Annotated in this window: 15 protein-coding genes; 4 read left to right on the top strand and 11 right to left on the bottom strand. The window is 71.8% G+C overall.

Features of this window, described 5'->3' with window-relative positions; translation table 11 throughout:
* Positions 1-93: 93 nt before the first annotated feature.
* Positions 94-1,143 (top strand): rhamnogalacturonan acetylesterase, encoded by a 1,050-nt coding sequence (locus ACFY2L_RS29705; RefSeq protein ID WP_390823927.1) that lies wholly within the window; start codon positions 94-96, stop codon positions 1,141-1,143.
* A 141-nt stretch (positions 1,144-1,284) separates the two neighbouring features.
* Entirely contained in the window at positions 1,285-3,060 is a 1,776-nt protein-coding gene (locus ACFY2L_RS29710; protein ID WP_390823928.1) for a DUF2264 domain-containing protein, read from the top strand.
* An 84-nt stretch (positions 3,061-3,144) separates the two neighbouring features.
* Here the strand turns inward: ACFY2L_RS29710 and ACFY2L_RS29715 are convergent, their stop codons facing one another.
* The gene (locus tag ACFY2L_RS29715) at positions 3,145-4,536 is read right to left on the bottom strand and encodes a hypothetical protein (protein WP_390823929.1); all 1,392 of its coding nucleotides are present in this window, start codon (positions 4,534-4,536) and stop codon (positions 3,145-3,147) included.
* 130 nt (positions 4,537-4,666) lie between these two features.
* Here ACFY2L_RS29715 and ACFY2L_RS29720 point away from each other — a divergent pair, with 130 nt between their 5' ends.
* Positions 4,667-5,047, top strand: a complete 381-nt coding sequence (locus ACFY2L_RS29720) for a VOC family protein (protein ID WP_390823930.1) — start codon at positions 4,667-4,669, stop codon at positions 5,045-5,047.
* 124 nt (positions 5,048-5,171) lie between these two features.
* On the opposite strand, the gene ACFY2L_RS29725 is transcribed toward ACFY2L_RS29720, so the two are convergent.
* On the bottom strand, positions 5,172-5,762 hold the full coding sequence (locus ACFY2L_RS29725; RefSeq protein WP_390662512.1) for a TetR-like C-terminal domain-containing protein: 591 nt from the start codon (positions 5,760-5,762) through the stop codon (positions 5,172-5,174).
* A 208-nt stretch (positions 5,763-5,970) separates the two neighbouring features.
* On the opposite strand from ACFY2L_RS29725, the gene ACFY2L_RS29730 reads away from it, so the two are divergent.
* Positions 5,971-7,230: an MFS transporter gene (locus tag ACFY2L_RS29730; RefSeq protein ID WP_390823931.1), complete on the top strand. Its 1,260-nt coding sequence runs from the start codon at positions 5,971-5,973 to the stop codon at positions 7,228-7,230.
* Positions 7,231-7,247: 17 nt separating this feature from the next.
* Here ACFY2L_RS29730 and ACFY2L_RS29735 read toward each other — a convergent pair whose 3' ends face one another.
* The 9 genes from ACFY2L_RS29735 to ACFY2L_RS29775 all read right to left on the bottom strand — a co-directional run bounded on the left by ACFY2L_RS29735 (position 7,248) and on the right by ACFY2L_RS29775 (position 19,088).
* Complete coding sequence (locus ACFY2L_RS29735) at positions 7,248-8,054, bottom strand: ABC transporter permease (RefSeq protein WP_390823932.1); 807 nt, start codon at positions 8,052-8,054, stop codon at positions 7,248-7,250.
* 1 nt (position 8,055) lies between these two features.
* Complete coding sequence (locus ACFY2L_RS29740; protein ID WP_390662541.1) at positions 8,056-8,853, bottom strand: ABC transporter permease; 798 nt, start codon at positions 8,851-8,853, stop codon at positions 8,056-8,058.
* Positions 8,854-8,858: 5 nt separating this feature from the next.
* Positions 8,859-9,854, bottom strand: a complete 996-nt coding sequence (locus ACFY2L_RS29745) for an ATP-binding cassette domain-containing protein (RefSeq protein ID WP_390823933.1) — start codon at positions 9,852-9,854, stop codon at positions 8,859-8,861.
* Positions 9,855-9,994: 140 nt separating this feature from the next.
* Positions 9,995-12,880, bottom strand: a complete 2,886-nt coding sequence (locus ACFY2L_RS29750; protein WP_390823934.1) for a glycoside hydrolase family 2 TIM barrel-domain containing protein — start codon at positions 12,878-12,880, stop codon at positions 9,995-9,997.
* A 12-nt stretch (positions 12,881-12,892) separates the two neighbouring features.
* A complete protein-coding gene (locus tag ACFY2L_RS29755) occupies positions 12,893-13,756 on the bottom strand; it encodes a carbohydrate ABC transporter permease (RefSeq protein WP_390662540.1) in 864 nt (287 codons plus the stop codon).
* A 29-nt stretch (positions 13,757-13,785) separates the two neighbouring features.
* Complete coding sequence (locus ACFY2L_RS29760) at positions 13,786-14,751, bottom strand: carbohydrate ABC transporter permease (protein WP_390662507.1); 966 nt, start codon at positions 14,749-14,751, stop codon at positions 13,786-13,788.
* Positions 14,752-14,771: 20 nt separating this feature from the next.
* Positions 14,772-16,031: an ABC transporter substrate-binding protein gene (locus ACFY2L_RS29765; RefSeq protein ID WP_390662506.1), complete on the bottom strand. Its 1,260-nt coding sequence runs from the start codon at positions 16,029-16,031 to the stop codon at positions 14,772-14,774.
* 383 nt (positions 16,032-16,414) lie between these two features.
* Positions 16,415-17,662 carry an ROK family protein gene (locus tag ACFY2L_RS29770; protein WP_390662505.1) on the bottom strand — a complete coding sequence of 416 codons (1,248 nt, stop codon included), beginning with the start codon at positions 17,660-17,662 and terminating at the stop codon, positions 16,415-16,417.
* 136 nt (positions 17,663-17,798) lie between these two features.
* Positions 17,799-19,088, bottom strand: a complete 1,290-nt coding sequence (locus ACFY2L_RS29775; RefSeq protein WP_390823935.1) for an FAD-binding protein — start codon at positions 19,086-19,088, stop codon at positions 17,799-17,801.
* Positions 19,089-19,094 lie beyond the last annotated feature (6 nt).

Below are 19,094 nucleotides of genomic sequence, written 5' to 3' on the forward strand. Positions count from 1 at the left end.
GACCTCGTGAAATCGGTCCAGGGTCTAGAAAGCGCTTGCCGGAGGCGGTACGGTCCAGCCGCCAGGACTGCAGCCGTGACGGAGGAGCCGCAAGTGAGACGTTTCACCATCGCCGCGTCGGCGACGCTGACCCTGACCGCCGTGCTCACCGCCGTCCCCGCCACCGCCCGGGCGTACGAGCGCCCCGCACCGCTCGGCATCGACCACTGCACCGCCACCGCCTGCCACTTCGACGTCCCGCCCGGCACGTACGACGTCAGGGTCCTGCTCGGCGGTGACGCCGGCTCGAGCACGAGCGTCAGCGGCGAGACCCGGCGCGCGCTGCTGCCCGAGACCACCGCCGCGGCCGGCGAACGCGTCGCCCGCAGCTTCACCGTCGACGTCCGTACGCCCGAGGGCGAACCGACCGGCGCGGAGGGAACTCCCGGCCTGGACCTGGTACTCGGCGGCTCGGCGCCCGCCCTCGCCGGCATCCGGGTCACCCCCGCCCGGCACGCCCGCCAGATCTTCCTCGTCGGCGACTCCACCGTCTGCGACCAGCCCGGCGATCCCTACACCGGCTGGGGCCAGGAACTCCCGCAGTACCTGCGCAAGGGCGTGTCGGTCGCCAACTACGCGGACTCCGGCGAGAGTACGGTCACCTACCTGCAGAACCCGCAGCTGTGGGCCACCGTCCAGCCGCGGATCCGCCCGGGCGACCTGGTCCTGATCCAGCTCGCGCACAACGACAAGACGACCGACGAGGTGACGTACCGCACGAATCTGGAGACACTGGTGGCGGGAGTGCGCGACAAGGGCGGCGAACCGGTCCTCGTCACGCCCATCGTGCGCCGCTGGTTCAACTCCGACGGCACGCTGAACAACGGAACCGCCCTGCTGGTCAACGGACTCGGCGTCGACCACCCGGCGGTGATCCGCTCGGTCGCCGCCGCGCGGGACGTACCGCTGATCGACCTGACGGCCAGGACGAAGGCACTGGTGGAGTCCCTGGGCGTGGAGGGCTCCAAGGCGCTCTACCTCTACAACGAGAAACGCGACAACACCCACACCTCCGTGCACGGAGCCACGGTCTACGCGGGCCTGGTCCGCGACGAGCTCGTCGCCCAGCACCTGGTGCCGAGGGGCACCGTGCGGGTGGGATGAACCCCTGGGGGCGCCCCGACCGGAACCGGGACGCCCCCAGGTCCCGCCCCTGACGAGAGCCGGGGTCTTCCCGGCCCCGACCCGTACGGGGCCGAGGCCGCCGGCACCCGTACCGGCCGCGTGCCGAGAGAGAACCCGCCGATGCACCTGCCCCCGCCCGACCCCGCCCTCAGCCCCCGCACCGGCTACACCCGCGCCCACTGGGAGGCGGCCGCCGACGCCCTGCTGGCCGCGGTGGAGCCGTACGCCACCGAGGACCGCGCCCTCTACCACTTCCCCGGCGACCGGGAGAGCTGGTCGGGCCGTCTCTCCGACGGGCTGGAGGGATACGCCCGCACCCTGCTCCTCGCCGCCTTCCGCCGGGACGAGACGGCACTTCAGCGGTACGCGGACGGACTCGCGGCCGGCGTCTTCGGGGTGTGGCCCCGTATCGAGGACCGGAGCCAGCCGCTCGTCGAGGCCGCGTCGATCGCCCTCGCGCTGCGGCTGACCCGGCCCCTCCTCTGGGACCGTCTCGACGACTCCGTACGGCACCGCGCGGCCGCCTGGCTCGGCGACGCGCTGACCGCCGAACCCTGGCCGTGCAACTGGGAGTTGTTCCCCGTCACGGTCGGCGGCTTCCTCCAGGAGATCGGCTACCGGCCCGAGGCGGCCGGCAGGGCGATCGACCGGGGGCTGGAGCGGATCGAGAACTGGTACGTCGGCGGCGGCTGGTACACGGACGGCGACGGCCGGAAATACGACTACTACAACGGCTGGGCCATGCACCTGTATCCGGTGCTGCACGCCCATCTCGCCGGCGACAGCCGACTGATGACCGCGTACGGCAGCCGCCTCCGGGCCCACCTCGCCGACTACGCACGCCTGTTCGGCGGCGACGGCGCCCCCCTGCACCAGGGCCGCTCGCTCACCTACCGCTTCGCCACGGCCGCGCCCCTGTGGCTGGGCGCCCTCACCGGCCACACCCCGCTGCCGCCCGGCGAGACGCGCAGACTGGCCTCGGGCGCGCTGAAGTACTTCCTGGAGCGGCACGCCGTCGACCAGCGTGGCCTGCTCACCCTCGGCTGGCACGGCCCCGACCCCGCCGTCCTCCAGGGCTACTCGGGTCCCGCCTCCCCCTACTGGGCGAGCAAGGGTTTCCTCGGTCTGCTGCTGCCCCCGGAGCACGAGGTGTGGACGGCACCGGAGGAGCCGGGCCCGGCGGAGCGGGAGGACGCGGTGACACCGGTCGCCGCGCCCAACTGGCTCCTGCAGTCGACCCGGGCCGACGGGCTGGTGCGGCTGCACAACCACGGCAGCGAGGACGTCCGCTACGACCCGTACTACACCCGGCTGGCGTACTCGACGGCGACGGCCCCCTCCCCGTCGGCCTCCCTGGCGTCGTCCTCCTCCGCGGCGTACGACAACAGTGTGACCGTCGGGGGCGACCCGAGTCGTACGGGTATCGAGCCGCTGGGCGCGGGGGACGGCTGGGCGGCGTCCCGGCACACCGTGGGCGGCGCCGGGGTACGGGTCACCAGCGTCCTGCTGGCGCGGGGCGCCACGGAGGTGCGGGCCCATCTGGTGACGGGGGCGGAGCCCGGGACCCCGGTGCGGGTGACGGGGTGGGCGGCCCCGGAGGGGGTACGCGCGGAGCTCGTCCCGGTCTCCGGTCTGGACGGCTTCCCCGGCTCACCCGGTTCCTCCGGCTCCCCCGCATCCCTCACGGGTACTACGGGGGAGGGGGCCACCCTGTTCGTCGCGCTCGCCCGGCTCACCGCCGAGCCGAGACCGGTCCCGCTGGAGGACACGGTCTCCGTCCGGGTGGAGGGACCGGACGGGATCCGCGTGCGCTGGAGCGGGGGGACCGAGGTCCGGGTGAGCCTCTCCGGGGACGCCGTACGGGTCGGGCCGCCCGCCGCCGGGGCGGACGGCTGACCGGCCCCGTACGTTCCCCGGCGGCCCCGGGCTTCACCACGGCGCCGGACGCCGGGGTTTCACACGCGCCGGCCGCCTGGGGCGTCACGGCTCGAGGCGGGCGATCCGCAGGGTCGTCGTGGTCGGCGAGGCCCCGGTGAGCGCCTTGGTGTACGTCGGGGTCACGGGGGCGTACGCCCAGGTCAGGGTGCCGTCCCTGAGGACCGCGAGATCGCCCGTGATGCGGGTGCTCACCACCTTGTCCGCGCTCCGGAACGTGCCGTTCCAGTCGATGAGACGCAGATGGGTGCCGGTGAACGTGCCGGTGCAGGTGCCCTCGGCGCACTTGGCGTTCTTCAGGGACTCCCAGGACAGCAGGAGCCGGTCCTTGCCGTACGGGGCGAGGTGGACGTCGACGTTCTCGGTACCGGCCGCATGGGTCAGACGGACCGCCTTGCCGGGGCCGGAGGCACGGTTCTTCATGAAGGCGACGGCGACCTGATGGGTGCTGGTCTTCGGCTCGACGGTCCAGCCGCGGCCGCTGGAGTCGTCCGGGTTCTTCTTCGCGGAGGCGGCCCCGCGCGAGGCGAACGCGGTGGCGTAGCGACCGGTGGAGGACTTCACGAGGTCACCCGTGCGGCCGGGGAAGGTGCCGCCGCAGTACCCCGCCCAGCACTGCTCGCGCTGCACGACCGGGGCGGTGTCCGGGGCGCCGATCCCCGTGGTGACGAACAGGCCCGAGCGCCAGTCGTCGAAGCAGAGGGAGGTGAAGGCGCCGGAGGTCTCGGCGTGCAGCGCGATGCCCTCGTTGTGGCTGCATCCCCAGCTCCAGCCGCCGCTGAGCTTCGTCCCCTTGGCACTGAGGTACGTCAGCTTGTCGCCGTAGTGCCCGTCGGCGAAGCCGCCCGCGCCGTGCACGACGAAGTAGGCGCCGTACTTGGTGCCGTTCCAGGTGAGCTGGCCGTCGAGCAGCGGAGCCGTGTCGTGCGAGGCGGTGCCGGTGAGTTTCGTGCGGAAGGTCTGTCTGCCGTCGGTGTAGCGGACGATCGCCGCCGCCGTCTCCTTCCACTTGTTGGTGTCCAGGACGCGGGTGAGCAGCGCGAACCCGTCGTTGTGCGCGACCAGGCCGCCGACCTCCCGGGCGCCCTTGACCACCGTGTCCGCGCCCGAGCGCTTCCCGGCGGCGGTCAGCGGGGTGACATGGACGCCGTCCGCGGCGGGCCAGGCCACCCGCAGCGTGCCGTCGGGTGCCACCGCGGTCGTGGTCCGCGTCCACTCGCGCGTGTTGTTGTAACCGGCTGAGAGATAGGGGAACTTGGCGTCGAGGGCCACGGCGGTGGTGGTGGGGGTGAGGTTCGGCGCGGCGGTGGTCGTCGCGGCCCCGGCGGTGGCGTACCACGCGCCGGCGAGCACCCCGGCGGCGGCGAGGGCGCCGATCGCGGGCTTGCGGGCCGCGCGGATGCGGCGGTGGCGCGTGGTGCGTCGTGCAGATGTCATGGCCTGTGGTCGCCGCCGGGACGGAGAAGGGTTGCCGTGCCGGGAGGGATGTCCGGGACGGGTGAACAGAGCGTGCCGGGGCGGGAATTCGGCGTTGCCGCGCGTGAAGGGCGTGCAGAACAATCCCGGCATGACTTCTGCCATCCGCCATGTGACGGTCGACTGCTCCGACGCCTACGCCCTCGGCAGCTTCTGGTCCGAGGTGCTCGGCCGGCCCCTGCACGAGGACGACAAGCCCGGTGACGAGGAGGCGCTGATCGAGGGGGCGGGCCTGCTCTTCGTCACCGTCCCGGAGCCCAAGACCGTCAAGAACCGCGTCCACTTCGACCTCCAGCCGCAGGGCCGGACCCGGGACGAGGAGGTGGAGCGCCTGCTCGCCCTCGGCGCCACGCTGGTCGACGACCGGCGCAGGCCCGACGGCACCGGCTGGGTCGTCCTAGCGGACCCGGAGGGCAACGAGTTCTGCGTGGAGCGCGGCGAGGCGGAGCGGACGGCCACCGCGTCCGGCTGAGCGGCGGGCGGCGCGGTGCCGGCGACGGTTCGGCCGGCGCCGCAGCGCCGGGCGTCCAGCGTGCGCGTATGAACACGCGGACGAACGCGTCCAGCGGGCGCGGACAGCGGTCGGCACAAGGAGGTCAGTCCCCCGGGACGTCCTCGCGGGGCCAGTGGGTCAGGGCCGTGTGCAGCGCGTCGATCGCCTTCTCCCACGACCGCTGTACGTCCCGGGGCGCGCCGAACGACCCGCCGGCCTCCAGGGCGCAGTACCCGTGGAAGGTGCTGCGCAGCAGGCGGACGGCGTCGGTGAGGTCGGGCTCGGCGAGGCCGTAGGCGCGCAGCATGCCGTAGGTGATCTCGGCGGTGCGGCGCAGGGCGGCGGGCTCCGGCTCGGCGAGGAGGTCCCGGTCGATGCGGATCTGCCCGGCCGCGTACCGTCCCGGGTGCTGGAGGGCGTACTCCCGGTAGGCGCCGGCGAAGGCGGCGAGCGCGTCCTTGCCGGCCAGCCCGGCGACGGCCACGGCGATACGGTCGATCATCTCGCCGCCCACGAACAGCGCGAGCCGCGTCCGCAGATCGCCGAGGTTCCTGACGTGGGAGTACAGGCTCGCGTCCTTGACGCCGAAGCGCCGGGCCAGCGCCGAGATGGTGACGCCGTCGGCCCCGGCCTCGTCGGCCAGCTCGGCGGCGGCCGCGACGAGACGGTCGGTGGTGAGGCCGGCGCGGGGCATGCGGGACCGCCTTGGTGGACTCGGGCCTTGACAGATCAGGGAAATCCTAAGGGCAGCCGGGCCTTCACCAGGGTGTCACGTGCCGTCGGCGGCGGTTCGGCGGTGGGTGCGGCGCGGCTGCTCCCGGAGGCGGGGAGGGGAACGCGGGTGCTGGCCCGTGCCCCGCCGCCGCGGGACGTAGGGGTGCCGGTGACTCCGAGGGGGAGCGGTGGCGTACAGGGCGCGCAGCGGCCGGTCGCAGCGGACCGGCCTCGACGGCCGGCCGCAACCCCTGTGGCGGCAGCGGGACTTCGGGATCTTCTGGGCCGCGCAGACGCTCTCGTTCCTCGGCGACTCCTTCGCCCTGATCGCCCTGCCGCTGCTCGTCCTTCAGGCCACCGGCTCGCTCGCCCGCATGGGCCTGCTGACGGCGGTCGGCGGTGCCGCCTCGGTCGTGGCGGCGGTGTTCGCGGGGGCGCTGGTGGACCGGGTCGACCGGCGTCGGCTCCTCGTCGTCTGCGACCTGGTCCGGATGGTGCTCTACGGGCTGGTCCCGGTGGTGTGGCTGTTCGGGCCGCGCGTCTGGCTGCTGTACGCGGTCCTCCCGCTGTGCGAGGCCGTGGGCATGCTGTTCGCGGTCGGCTACGTCACCGTCGTCCGCGGCCTGGTCGGCACCGGCCGGCTCACCGAGGCCAACGGGCGGCTCAACGCGACCGCCGCCGCGGCCGGCGTCCTCGGCCCGCTGTGCGCCGGACTGCTGGCCGCCCGGACCGGGCCGGCCGCCGCGGTCGGCGTGGACGCGGCCGGCTTCGGCGTCTCCGCCGCCTGCCTGTCCGTCGTACGGATCCGAAGGCGGCCACCGGACGAACAGGCCCCCGGGAAGGCGGCGTTGTGGCGGGATCTGCGGGCCGGGATGGCGTTCCTGTACGGCCATCCCGTGCTGCGTGCGCTGACCGCCCTGCTCTTCGTCTTCAGCTTCCTCACCCTCGGCCTCAACGACCTGGTCATCTACCACCTCAAGCACGATCTCGGCCAGGACGACGGCACGGTCGGCAGCGTGCTGGCGACCGGCGCGCTCGGCACCGTCGCCGGCTCCCTGCTCGTGGCCCGGGTGCGCCGCAGGCTCGGCTTCGGCCCGACCTGGACGGCCGCGGTCGCGGTGAGCGGCGCCGCCGTCGCGGGTCTGGGCTGGGCGCAGGACGTGCCGGTCGTGGGTGCCCTCGCCGCCGTCTTCCTGGCCTGTGTCGCCGTCGCCGGCACCTGCTCGATGTCCCTGCGCCAGGAGGTGACCCCCGAGCCGCTGCTCGGCCGCGTCACCTCCGCCTTCTGGACCCTCCACTACGCGGCGGCCCCGGTCGGCGCGGCCGTCCTGACCTGGACGGCGGAACACCATGGAACCGCCCCCGTGGCCCTGGCGGCGGGCGGCGCCTGCGTCCTGGTCGCGACGGTCGCCCTGCTGACCCCGGTCCGCGGGGCGGGACGAGGGTGACGGTCCCCCGGCCGTGGTCAGCCGTTCACGCCGGTGTAGCGCCCGAGGCTCCAGCGCCACAGCAGCCGTGACCCCAGGTACACCAGCGCGCCCAGCAGGGGGGAGGCCGCCGCCAGCCAGTAGGGGACGCCGGTGTCGTGGCCGTGGCCGGTGAGGACGGCGGCCGGCAGATAGGCGACGAACGCGAGCGGAAGGCCGTAGGTCAGCAGGCCGCCGACCGCGCGCGGGAGCACGTTCAGCGGGTAGCTGCCGAAGGTCCCGAGGAGTTCCTCCAGCCAGCGGCTCCAGTGGTCGGCGGCCGGGAAACGCAGGGAGGCGGCGGCCACCGCGGTGAAGAGCGCCGCCTCCAGCAGCATGCCGCCGACGACCGCCGCGACCAGGTACGCGATGCGGCCCGACGTCCAGTCCAGACGGCTGCGGCTGATCGCGCCCACCATCAGACCCGCCGCCACGGTCAGGTCGCCGATCGCGTTGGCGGGGAAGTAGGCGAGCTGGACCTGGCGGTGCACCGGCATGGGGCGCAGCAGATAGACGTCGATCCTCCCTTCCTGGATCTGCCGGCCGATGAAGTGCATCCGCCCCAGCAGCAGCACCATCAGACCGTGCGCGAGCATCCGCGTCGCCGGGATCAGCAGCACCTCCGAGCTGTCCCAGCCGCCCATCCCGGTGAACCGGGACAGCAGCACGGTCGCGAACACGATCACCGCCACCTGCCAGATCGCGCCGGCCACGATGTTCAGCAGGAACTCGGTGCGGTACTCCATCGAGGCACGGACGTTGAGCAGCGTGATGCGCCAGACGATGCGCACGGCCTTCACCGACACCTCAGCCTCCTTGTGAGATCACGCGCCGCGCGGCCTGCCGCCACACCCACCGGGTGAACAGCGCCAGCACGACGACCCAGGCGGCCTGCACGGCCAACTGGACTCCCGCGTCGGACAGCCGGATACGGCCGGTGTAGATCGACAGCGGCACGTTCAGCGTCGCCTGGAACGGCAGGAATCCGCTCAGCCCGACGAACCAGTCCGGGAAGAACCACAGGGGCGCGTACACCCCGGACAGCAGGTTCTGCGCGAAGATCAGGATCAGCATCGCGGAGTTGTTGCGGAGGGTGAAGAAGCACAACTGGTCCAGGACGAGCATCACGTAGTACAGGACCCACTGGCCGAGCAGCAGACTGAGCGCGAACACCCCTGCCACGGCCGCCGATTCGGGCGGCTCGATCACTCCGGCCACCAGACACACCGCGTATCCGGCCAGCGCCCACGCGAACCCGTACACCTGCTCGCCGAGGGCGCGCAGGGCGTAGTAGCGCCGGGGCGGCAGCGGGCGCAGGTACCAGTACACGATGGTGCCGTAGTGCATGTGCTGGATCACGGTGTCCCGGCCCGCGTACTGGTCCAACTCGCGCAGACGGGACGCGAGTACGGCCAGCACGGCGTAGGTGACCGCCTGTCCCTCGTCGAGTCCGGCGGAGGTGCTGGTGCGGGAGTACAGGCCGTGCCACAGGGACGCCACCAGCACCACCTGAACCGCCAGCCGGAGCAGCACGGCGGCCATCCGGGGCGGGGCGTGCAGCTCGCCCAGCGGAGTCACGCGGGCGGCGCGCCACGCGTGCACCATCGCCGTCACAGCGCCCCCGTGGAGACGTACGCGGCCCGCATCACGTCCTCGAGGTCCGCCTCGTCCAGCGCGACGTCGGTGACCTCGTACCGCTCGACGACCGCCTTCAGAGCCTGGTGCACGGTCGGCGCGGCGGACCCGTCCGGACCGAACACCACCCGCGCGCCCTCGTGCCGGACCACCGCGATCCCCGGCAGCGCCGCGACCTCGGAGTGCGCGTCGGCGAGCGTGACCCGCACCTGCCAGGTGGAGCCGAACGTGCGGCGGATCGCGTCGAGCGTGCCGTCCAGCACCAGGCGGCCGTGGTTGACCAGCACCACGCGCTCGGCGAGCCGCTCGACCTCCGTCATGTCGTGCGTGGTCAACAGGACCGTACGGCCCCGCTGTTCGACCTGGTACCGGAGGAACTCGCGGACCTGCTCCTTGACCACCACGTCCATTCCGATGGTCGGTTCGTCGAGGAAGACGACGGGCGGGTCGTGCAGCAGCGCGGCCGCCAGATCGCAGCGCACCCGCTGGCCGAGGGAGAGATGACGCACCCGGGTGTCCCAGAAGGAGGACAGGGCCAGCAGGTCGTCGAACTCCCGTAAGCGTGCGCCGTGTTCGGCTCGCGGGACTTCGTAGATGTCCCTGAGGATCGCGAACGACTCGCGCACCGGCAGGTCCCACCACAGCTGGGTGCGCTGCCCGAACACCGCGCCGATGTTACGGGCGTTGCGTTCCCGCTCGCGGTACGGCACGACGCCCGCGACACGCGCCTCGCCGGAGGTGGGGGTGAGGATGCCGGTCAGCATCTTGATGGTGGTCGACTTGCCGGCGCCGTTCGGGCCGAGCAGCGCGAGGAGTTCGCCCGCGGCCACGTCGAAGGTGATGTCACTGACCGCGTGCTTGGCCACCCGCTCGGGGTTGACCAGGGAGCGCAGGGCTCCGGAGAAGCCGGGTCGACGGACGGCGGTGTGGAAGGTGCGGGACAGACCGCGCACCTGGATGGTGCCGCTCACTCGTTTCAACCTCCAGTGAAATGCGGCCGGCCGGCGGGAGGGCCGGCACGGCCGCGGGAGAGGTCCTCACCGTGTCGGACTGTCGATCAACCGGTCAATCGATTAATCGACCCGGACACGGTCGGCCGACGGCCACCCGGTCAGCGGGTGGCCGTGAACACGAACGAGAACTCGGCGGGTGTCACGTCCAGGACGTACTGCGGCAGCGGGCCCGGGCCGCACGACTGCGAGCCCACACCGTGCTGACCGTGGTCGAGGTTGACCCACACCGTGTCGCCCGGCGTCAGATCGGTACGGTGCCGGGCGGCGTCCAGCTGCTCGCTCGTCCAGCGCCGGGCGGTGAACCAGAACTCCGGGGCGCCCTCGACGCGCAGTCCGCCGAGCTCCGCCCACCGGACGTCGGCCCGGGCGCCGTTCTCCTGCGGACGGACGTACGGAGTCTGCATACGATCCACCGTCGACCGCCAACGGCCGACCGCCGACGCCGTCCTGCTGTCCGGATACGCCTCGCCGGGACCGCCGCCGAACCAGGTCACCGCGTCGGCCTCGGACAGGCCGAAGCGCACGCCGAGCCGGGGGAGCGGAACCGTCCAGTCGCCCTCCGGAGTGACGGACACGGTCAGCTGTATCCGGTCTCCGTCCGACGTCCACCGGTACACCGTCGACAGTCCCACCTCCCAGGCGGCCGGCGCCACCCGGGTCCGCACCGTCAGCGCGTCGTCCGCGAGCTCCACCGCGTCGAGGCGGTGGCGCATACGGTGCAGGCCCAGCTTGCGCCAGAGCACGCCGTGCCGGACGTCCGACTGCCAGGGCGCGCCGTCGTCGTTGTCGGTGGTCGCCCGCCACACGTCCAGGCGCAGGCCGCTCACCTCCACCGGGCCGATGCCGCGCAGCGCGCCCGTACGCGCGTCGAAGGCGGCCGGGCCGAGGGTGATGAGGCGCCCGTCGGCCACCGGGCCGCTCGTGGCGGCGACGGACGGCACGGCCCGGGCCGTGCCGGGCACCTGGCCCCACGCCACCACATGGCCGGCCGGTGCCCACGCCGTGTCCTCGGCGAGCACGGCCCGCACCGTCCAGTACGTCTCCGCAGCCCCCGGCACGTCCGCCGGGGGCCGCGGCAGCTTCACGTCCGCCGACCGGCCCGCCCCGAGCGCGGGCACCGGCAGGACACCCGAGCCGACCGTCTCGCCGTCGGCCTCGAACGCCCAGGTGAAGGTCAGCGCCGACAGATCGGCGAAGTCCTGCTTGTTGGTGACGCGCACGGTGCCGTCGCCCGCGCCCTCCAGGGCGACCGGCTCGATCACCTTCGTGAACTCGACCAGGCCGGGGGAGGGGGTGCGGTCGGGGAGGAGCAGGCCGTCGCAGACGAAGTTCCCGTCGTGCAGTTCCTCTCCGAAGTCGCCGCCGTAGGCGTAGCCGAGCTCGGGGTGCCGGATGCCGTGGTCGATCCACTCCCAGACGAAGCCGCCCTGGACCCGCTCGTGCGCCTCGAAGATCCGCTGGTAGTCGGCGAGTCCGCCCGGCCCGTTGCCCATGGCGTGGGCGTACTCGCAGAGGATGAACGGGAGCCCGCGCCGCTTGAGGGTGCCGCCGTCCAGGCGGCGGCCGATGCGCTCGACCTCCTCGTGGAAGGCGTACATGCGCGAGTACATGTCGGTGTCGCGGCAGTCGGCGTCGCCCTCGTAGTGCACCAGGCGCGAGCTGTCGCGGGCGTGGATCCACTCGGCCATCGCGGTCAGACCGCGCCCGGTGCCGGCCTCGTTGCCGAGCGACCAGATCACCACCGACGGGTGGTTCTTGTCCCGCTCGACCATACGGGCGGCGCGGTCCAGGAGGGCGGGGGTCCAGCGGTCGTCGTCGACGGGGTTGTCCCGCCAGTCCTGTTCGACGAATCCGTGGGTCTCCAGGTCGCACTCGTCGATCACCCACAGCCCGTACTCGTCGCACAGGTCGAGGAAGGCGGGGTGGGGCGGGTAGTGGGAGGTGCGGACGGCGTTGATGTGGTGCCGCTTCATCAGCAGCACGTCCTGGCGCATCGTCTCCCGGTCCAGGGCGCGGCCCCGTTCCGGGTGCCACTCGTGCCGGTTGACGCCCTTGAAGAGGACCGGCCTGCCGTTGACCTTGATCAGGCCGTCGGCGAGCTCCACGGTCCGGAAGCCGATCCGCAGCGGCACCCGCTCGCCCCCGGTGGCGAGGACGCCGTCGTAGAGCCGCGGGGTCTCCGCCGTCCACGGCAGCACGGGGACGGTGACCGTCTCGCCGGTCTCGACATCGATGTCCAGGGCGGGCACGGTCACCCGCCCGTCGACGTCGGAGTCGACGCGCAGGGTGCCCTCGCCCGTGACATGGTCGTAGGAGGCGTGCACGAAGAAGTCGAGCACGCTGCCCGCCGGCCGGTGCAGCAGCGTCACGTCACGGAAGATGCCCGGGAGCCACCACTGGTCCTGGTCCTCCAGGTAGGAGCCCGCGGACCACTGGTGCACCCGGACCGCCAGGACGTTGCCCGACGGCTTCAGCAGATGTCCGACCGCGAACTCGTGCGCCAGCCGGGAGCCCTTGAACTCGCCGAGGTCGGTGCCGTTCAGCCATACCCGGGCGCAGGACTCGACGCCGTCGAAGCGCAGGACGGCGCCGCCTTCCGACCGGCCGGGCCAGTCCGCCGGCAGGTCGAAGACCCGCAGATGGTCACCGGTCGGGTTCTCGGTCGGCACCCGCGGCGGGTCGACCGGGAAGGGGTAGAGATGGTTGGTGTAGATCGGTGATCCGAAGGCGCCGTCGCCCTGGAGGACCCAGTGGCCGGGCACCGTGACCTCGGCCCAGTTCCCGCACTCGTCGCCGCCTTCGGCGAAGGAGTCGTCCTCGGCGTCCGCCGTCGGTGACAGGCGGAAGCGCCAACTTCCGTTCAGAGAGAGTGACTTCGCGTCGGAGGAGGCGTACCAGGCGCGGGGCGCAAGCGCCCCGCTGCCCGGTGAGACGTCCTCGACGTAGTCGACGGCCGTGGTCCTGCTGGTGGTGCGGAAGGACATCTGTCTCCTAGGTCAGCCCTTGATGCCGGTCTGCGCGATCCCCTGCACCAGCCAGCGCTGGAGGAAGAGGAACACCAACAACAGGGGCAGGATGGAAATCGCCGTGGCCATGAAGATCAGGTGGTAGTTGACGGTCTGGTTGGTCATGTACGACGACAGCGCGACCTGGACCGTCCAGGCGCTGGGGTCCTGGCCGATGACCAGCGGCCACAGGAAGGAGTTCCAGCCGTTGATGAACGTGATCGTGGCCATGGCCGCGAAGAAGTTCAGCGAGTTGGGGACGACCACGCGCCAGTACGCGCCCCAGTAGCCGAGTCCGTCCACCCGCGCCGCCTCCTCGAGCTCCTTCGGGAAGCCCAGGAAGTACTGCCGGAAGAGGAAGCAGGTGAAACCACTGAACAGGCCCGGGATGATGAGACCCCGGTAGCTGTCCACCCAGCCGAGGGACGACACCAGCACGAAGCTGGGGACGAAGGTGACGGCGGTGGGAACCATCAGGGTGAACAGGACGGCGTAGAAGACCTTGTTGGCGTGCCGGTAGGGGATGCGCGCCAGGCCGTAGCCGGCGAGAGAGCACACGAACAGGATGCCGGTGGTGTGCAGGATGCCCACGATCAGCGAGTTCACCATCGACTGGCTGAAGTCGACCGTGGTGTCCTCGAACGGCTCGGTGATGTTGCCCCACTGGATGTCCGTGGGGAAGAACTTCCAGTTCTCGCCGGTGATCTCGGGATCGGTGGACAGGGAGTTGCGGATCAGCAGGTAGAACGGGATCAGGAAGAACAGCGCGGCGACGCCGGTGGCGACGTACAGGCCGGCGGAGCCCATGACCGAGCTGCCGCGCCGCCTGCGGTGCGGCTGGGGGGCCGGGGGCATCGCGTCCTTCACCTCGGGTGCGATCGTGCTCACTTGGACTCCTCACCCCGTCCGAAGCCCATGATCCTGCCCTGGAGGAGGGTCACGACGCAGATCAGCAGGGTCAGGATCACGGCACCGGAGCTGCCCCGGCCGTAGTCCTGCTCCTGGCCGAGGGCTACGTAGTACAGCTCGACGAGGGGCGGCCGGCCCCAGGTGGTGCGCGCCAGCAGGTTGAAGAACTCGTCGAAGGCCTGGTAGGCGGCGACGAGCAGCAGCAGGATCACGGCCGTGGAGGTCGCGCGCAGTTGCGGCAGCGTGATGTACCGGAAGGTCTGCCAGCCCGGCCGGGCGCCGTCGATGGCGGCGGCCTCGTACAGCTCGCTCGGGATGTTCTGCAGAGCGGCCAGGAAGAGGATCATGTAGAAGCCGGACTGCAGCCACAGCCGGGCGGTGACGATGACCAGCCAGTACCAGGGCGGGTCGGGGTTGGCGAGCCAGGCGATGTTCTCGACGCCGAACCAGCCGAGCACCGTGTTCGCCAGGCCGAAGCGGACGCCGTTGAAGATGGACATCTTCCAGATCAACGAGGCGGCGACATAGGAGCACGCGGTCGGGAGGAAGAACACCGACCGGAAGAACGCCCGCATGAAGCGCAGCCGGTTCACCAGGAGCGCCAGGCCCAGCGACAGCGCCCACGTGGTGGGCACGATGATCGCGGCGAAGACGGTGAAGGTGACGAGCGACCCCATGAAGTCGTCGTTGCCCAGCATCTCGCGGTAGTTGGCGAAGCCGACGAACTCGCTCGGTGTGACGGTGAACCGGGCTTCGAAGAAGCTGAGGTAGATGCTCCAGCCGATGGGGACGTAGACGAAGATCAGCAACCCGACCAGGAACGGGCTGGTGAAGAGCCAGAAGTTGAAGGTGCGGTTGCCCCGCAGCCCCCGCCGCGGCCGGGCCTTGGAGACCTTGGCCGGGGCGGGGCGCGCGAGGTCGCGCTTGGCGATGGCAGACATGACGCGATCCGTCCGGCGGCCTATCCGAAGAGCTTCTTCAGTTCGGCGTCGACCTTCTTGTCGCACTGGTCGAGCGCGGCCTCCGGATCGCCGTCCTTGCGGACGCAGTTGGCGAAGACGTCCTCCGTGGCCGTGATCATCGCCTGCGTCCAGCCGATCTTGTCGAAGTGCCCGAACTCGTTGAACAGCTTCACGCCCTCGGCCGGCAGGCCCGACTTCAGCTTGTCCGCGCCGGCGGCGATGGAGGTGCGCGGCGGGATGTGGAAGCCGTAGGAGAGGGCCCAGTCCTCCTGGTACTCCTTCTGGTCGATCCACAGCCACTTGACGTACTCCTTGGCCGCGTCGACGTTCTTGCCCTTGGCGTTGACGAACATCGACCAGCCGCCGTTGTAGACGGCCGGCTTGCCCGCGGAGCCGACCTTCGGGAAGGGCATGATGCCGAGGTCGTCACCGAGCGCCTTCTGGAACTGCGGCATCGCCCACATCCCGCACCACTGGATGGCGCACAGGCCCTGGTTGAGCGCGGACGGGTCCCAGAAGTCGGCCGGCGCGTCCAGCAGCAGGTCGCCGCTGGTGAATATCTTGCGCATCGCCTTCAGGCCCTCGACGACGCCGTCCGTGTGGTACGCGATCTGATTCTTGTCGTCGAGGGTGTCGGCACCGGCCCCGTAGATCAGGGGCTGGATGACGGCGTGCAGGTCGTTGCCGAGGAACAGGCCCTTCACCTTGCTGGTGGTGAGCTTGGCGGCGGCCTCCATCAGCTCGTCCAGAGTGGTCGGCGGCTCGACGCCCGCCTTCTCCAGCATCGACTTGCGGTAGAAGAAGAACTGCGGGTCGTCGATCATACGGATGCCGTACGTCTTCCCGTCCACCGTGTGCGAGGCGATGTCGGCCTGGTTGAAGTCGTCCTTGACCGGCTCGATGAGGTCGGTCAGGTCGGCCACCTGGCCGCTCTCGATGAGCTGGTACTGCGGGTGGAACTCGAACAGGTCGGGCGCCTGGTCGGTGAGCAGAGCCGCGAAGAGCTTGCTCTCGAAGTTCGAGCCCGTGATCCACTGCGTGGTCACGTTCGCGTCCTTGTAGGCCTTCGCGTACCGCTTGATCGCCTGCTCGGTGCCCGCCTCGCCGTACGCGTGGAAGTACTGCACCAGTCCCTTGCCCGAACCGCTCCCCCCTCTGCCGTTGTTGCTGCCGCAGGCGGCCAGCGTGCCGGCCGCGGCCATGCCCGCGGCGGCCCGGAAGAGAGAACGGCGGGACCAGTTGTTGCTCATTGCCGACATGCTGACGTCCTTGTCTCGAAGTGCGGCTACGGCTCCGTGCACCGGCGCCAGGTGGCTCGATTCCTGTCGCGGAGCGGGACGTTAACCTTCGGCTAAGGCTTCGGCAAGGGGTTGGACGAAGCCTGTTCGAAGCGTTGTGATCGGTTCGGGATCGCGAACCGACCAGGCTGCGAGGAGGGGTGTAGAGCGCCGCAGGTGTGGGTAACGCGGGCGCGGGAACGGGAAGTTGAGGCAGCCCGCGAGACAGCCCCGGGACAACCCCGAGGCAGCCCGCGAGGCGGCTCGGGGCACCGGGGTGAGGGCCGCCGGGTCAGGTCCGGCGGCCCTCGGCTCAGGGGGCGGTCACGGGTGCGGCCAGGCCTCTTCGGCGCGAGGTCGCCGGTTCACGAGGCCGGCGCGGTACGGCTCCTCGCCGCGGTCGGACGCTTGGCGGACCGCTGCCCCACGGACTGCAGCGCCCCTTCGAGCGCGAACGTCGCCGCGCCCAGACACGCCGGGTCGGTGGGGATCGGGGAGAGGACGATCCGGCTGGCGGCCAGCGGCCGTTTCAGCGCGTGCCGGGCGACGGCCTCGCGCACCTCCTCCAGGAGGGGCACGCCGAGCCGGGCGGCGACCCAGCTGCTCAGCACGACGACTTCGGGGTTGAGCACGTTGACCAGGTTGGCGATGCCGGCCCCGAGGTAACGGGCCGTGTCCCGTACGACCTTGACGGCGACCGGGTCGTGCGCGGCGACCGCGTCGGCCAGGGCGTCGATGGTGGCGGTCTGGTCCTCGGGATGCAGCAGGGGGCTCCGCGGGCCGATCTCACGCAGGTTCTGCATGATGCCGGGCGCGCCCACGTACGTCTCCACGCAGCCGTGGTTGCCGCACCGGCACAGGCGGCCGTCGAGCACGAGGGTGGTGTGTCCCCATTCGCCGGCGCTGTTGCTGACCCCGCGGTGCAGAGCGCCGCCCAGGACGAGTCCGGCCCCGACGCCCGTGCCGAGGTTGACCACGACCGCGTTGCCGTGGCCGCGCGCCGCCCCGAACCACAGCTCGGCGACCGCGCCGGCGCGCAGCGGATTGTCCAGGTACAGGGGATAGGCGATGTGCTCGGAGAGCAGGTCGAGCAACGGCACGTCGTGCCAGTCCCAGTTGGGCGCGTACTCGGCGACACCGGTGTCCCGGTCCACCTGCCCCGGCACGCTCACCCCGACGCCGAGCACCCGGGCCGCCTCGATCCCGGCCTGCGCCACCACCGAGCCGACGGCCGCGGCGACATGGCCGACCACCTGCTCCGGCCGGCTCTCGCCGGGCCGCATGTCCTCCTCGGCGCGGGCCAGCACGTTCAGCGCGAGGTCGAACAGCTCGACGTGGACGTACGTCTCCGCGATGTCGACGCCGATCAACGCGCCCCCCGACGCGTTGACGGCCACGAGGCCCCGGGGGCGGCCGCCCGCCGAGTCCTCGAACCCGACCTCCGTGATCATGCGGAGGTCGAGCAGCTCGCCGACGAGGGTGGCGACCGTGGCCAGGGAGAGCCCGGTCGCGGCCGCCAGCTCCTGCCGTGAGGTGGGCGAGGCGGCGACGATCTGGCGCAGCACCTCGTAACGGTTCGCGGTGCGGATGTCCCGTGATGTGCCGCGCTTCATCGAGCTCCCTTCGACACCCGGCACCGTCGCCGGTAGGGCGACGGCACCGGCGCGGCGTCAGGCTATGGCGTGCCACGACGTTCGACAAGGGGTTAGGAAAGGGGCTTTATAAAGTCCCTCAGGGTGGGTGGCGCGTTCAGCTCCCCAGGACGTCCCGCACAAAGGCGTTGGTGAACTTCCCGGCGGGATCGAGCTCCCGTACCAGCGCCGCGAACTCCGCGATCCGGGGATACCGTCCGCGGACCTCGGCCGCCGGGATCCCGAACACCTTCCCCCAGTGCGGCCGCGGCGAGAAGGGCTCCAGCACCGCCTCCACCTCCCGCACCACCGGCAGCACGGCCGCCGGGTCCGCCACCCAGGTGAAGTGCACCGCCACCGTGTCCCGGCCGAAGGCGGGACTCAGCCACTGCTCGTCGGCGGCGACCGTACGCACCTCGCAGGTCTGCAGGACACGGGCGACCGTCTCCCGGATCCCGTCGATCGCATACAGCATCCCGTCGGCGGCCGACCGGGGCAGCAGATACTCGCTCTGCAGCTCCTCCCCGCTGCTCGGGGTGAACTCCGCCCGGAAGTGCGGCAGCCGCTCGTGCCACGGCCCCGGCACCCCGGACTGCTCGGTGCAGTGGACCGCCGGCATCCCCGGCACCGGATGCAGCGCCTCGGTGGCGGGCGCTGCCCACGGGAAGCCGGCCAGGGGCTGGTCGGTGCGGCGCTTCAGCCACACCTGCCGAAAGCCGGGCGCACCCCAGTCGGTGAACAGGCTCACGCTGTACGCGGCCCCCGCCACCGACTCGAAGTCCAGTCCTTCCAGGGGAAGTTCGGTGAACACATGCTGTTCGACCTCGTAGGCCGGCTCCAGGTCCAGGGTGAGCGCGGTGACCACGCCGAGCGCGCCCAGGGAGGTGACGGCCCCGCCGAAGCGCCGGTCGCCGCGCGCCAGGACGACGGTCGAGCCGTCCGCCGTGACGATCTCCACCTCCCGCACGGCCGAGGCCAGAGAACCGTTGCGCACCCCCGACCCATGGGTGCCGGTCGCCACCGAACCGGCCACGGAGATGTGCGGGAGGGACGCCATGTTCGGCAGGGCGAGCCCGTGCGCGTGCACCCGCCGGGCCAGTTCCGCGTACCGCACCCCGCCGCCGACCCGCACGGTCCGGGCCGCCGTGTCCACCTCGGCCTCGGCCGGCAGGGCGTCCAGCGACAGCAGCACCCCGTCGGCGCCCGGCTCGGCGATCGTGTTGAACGAGTGCCCGCTGCCGAGCACCCGCACCCGCCCGCTCGACGCCACGAGCGCGCGCAGCGCGTCCGACGAGTCCGGGCGGTGCAGCTCCCCGGCGGCGAAGGTGATGTTGCCCGCCCAGTTGCGCCACGGCCGGCCCTGCGCCGCCGCGCCGCGCGCCACCCCGTCCGCCACGGTCCCGCCCATACGACT

The organism is Streptomyces sp. NPDC001381 (genome assembly GCF_042895685.1).
GTDB lineage: Bacteria > Actinomycetota > Actinomycetes > Streptomycetales > Streptomycetaceae > Streptomyces.

Coding starts and splice junctions, on each gene's coding strand:
- ACFY2L_RS29715 (WP_390823929.1), bottom strand. CDS start 4,536: ATGACATCTGCACGACGCACCACGCGCCACCGCCGCATCCGCGCGGCC.
- ACFY2L_RS29740 (WP_390662541.1), bottom strand. CDS start 8,853: ATGGTGCACGCGTGGCGCGCCGCCCGCGTGACTCCGCTGGGCGAGCTG.
- ACFY2L_RS29760 (WP_390662507.1), bottom strand. CDS start 14,751: ATGTCTGCCATCGCCAAGCGCGACCTCGCGCGCCCCGCCCCGGCCAAG.
- ACFY2L_RS29775 (WP_390823935.1), bottom strand. CDS start 19,088: ATGGGCGGGACCGTGGCGGACGGGGTGGCGCGCGGCGCGGCGGCGCAG.
- ACFY2L_RS29710 (WP_390823928.1), top strand. CDS start 1,285: ATGCACCTGCCCCCGCCCGACCCCGCCCTCAGCCCCCGCACCGGCTAC.
- ACFY2L_RS29750 (WP_390823934.1), bottom strand. CDS start 12,880: ATGTCCTTCCGCACCACCAGCAGGACCACGGCCGTCGACTACGTCGAG.
- ACFY2L_RS29765 (WP_390662506.1), bottom strand. CDS start 16,031: ATGTCGGCAATGAGCAACAACTGGTCCCGCCGTTCTCTCTTCCGGGCC.
- ACFY2L_RS29755 (WP_390662540.1), bottom strand. CDS start 13,756: ATGCCCCCGGCCCCCCAGCCGCACCGCAGGCGGCGCGGCAGCTCGGTC.
- ACFY2L_RS29720 (WP_390823930.1), top strand. CDS start 4,667: ATGACTTCTGCCATCCGCCATGTGACGGTCGACTGCTCCGACGCCTAC.
- ACFY2L_RS29725 (WP_390662512.1), bottom strand. CDS start 5,762: ATGCCCCGCGCCGGCCTCACCACCGACCGTCTCGTCGCGGCCGCCGCC.
- ACFY2L_RS29770 (WP_390662505.1), bottom strand. CDS start 17,662: ATGAAGCGCGGCACATCACGGGACATCCGCACCGCGAACCGTTACGAG.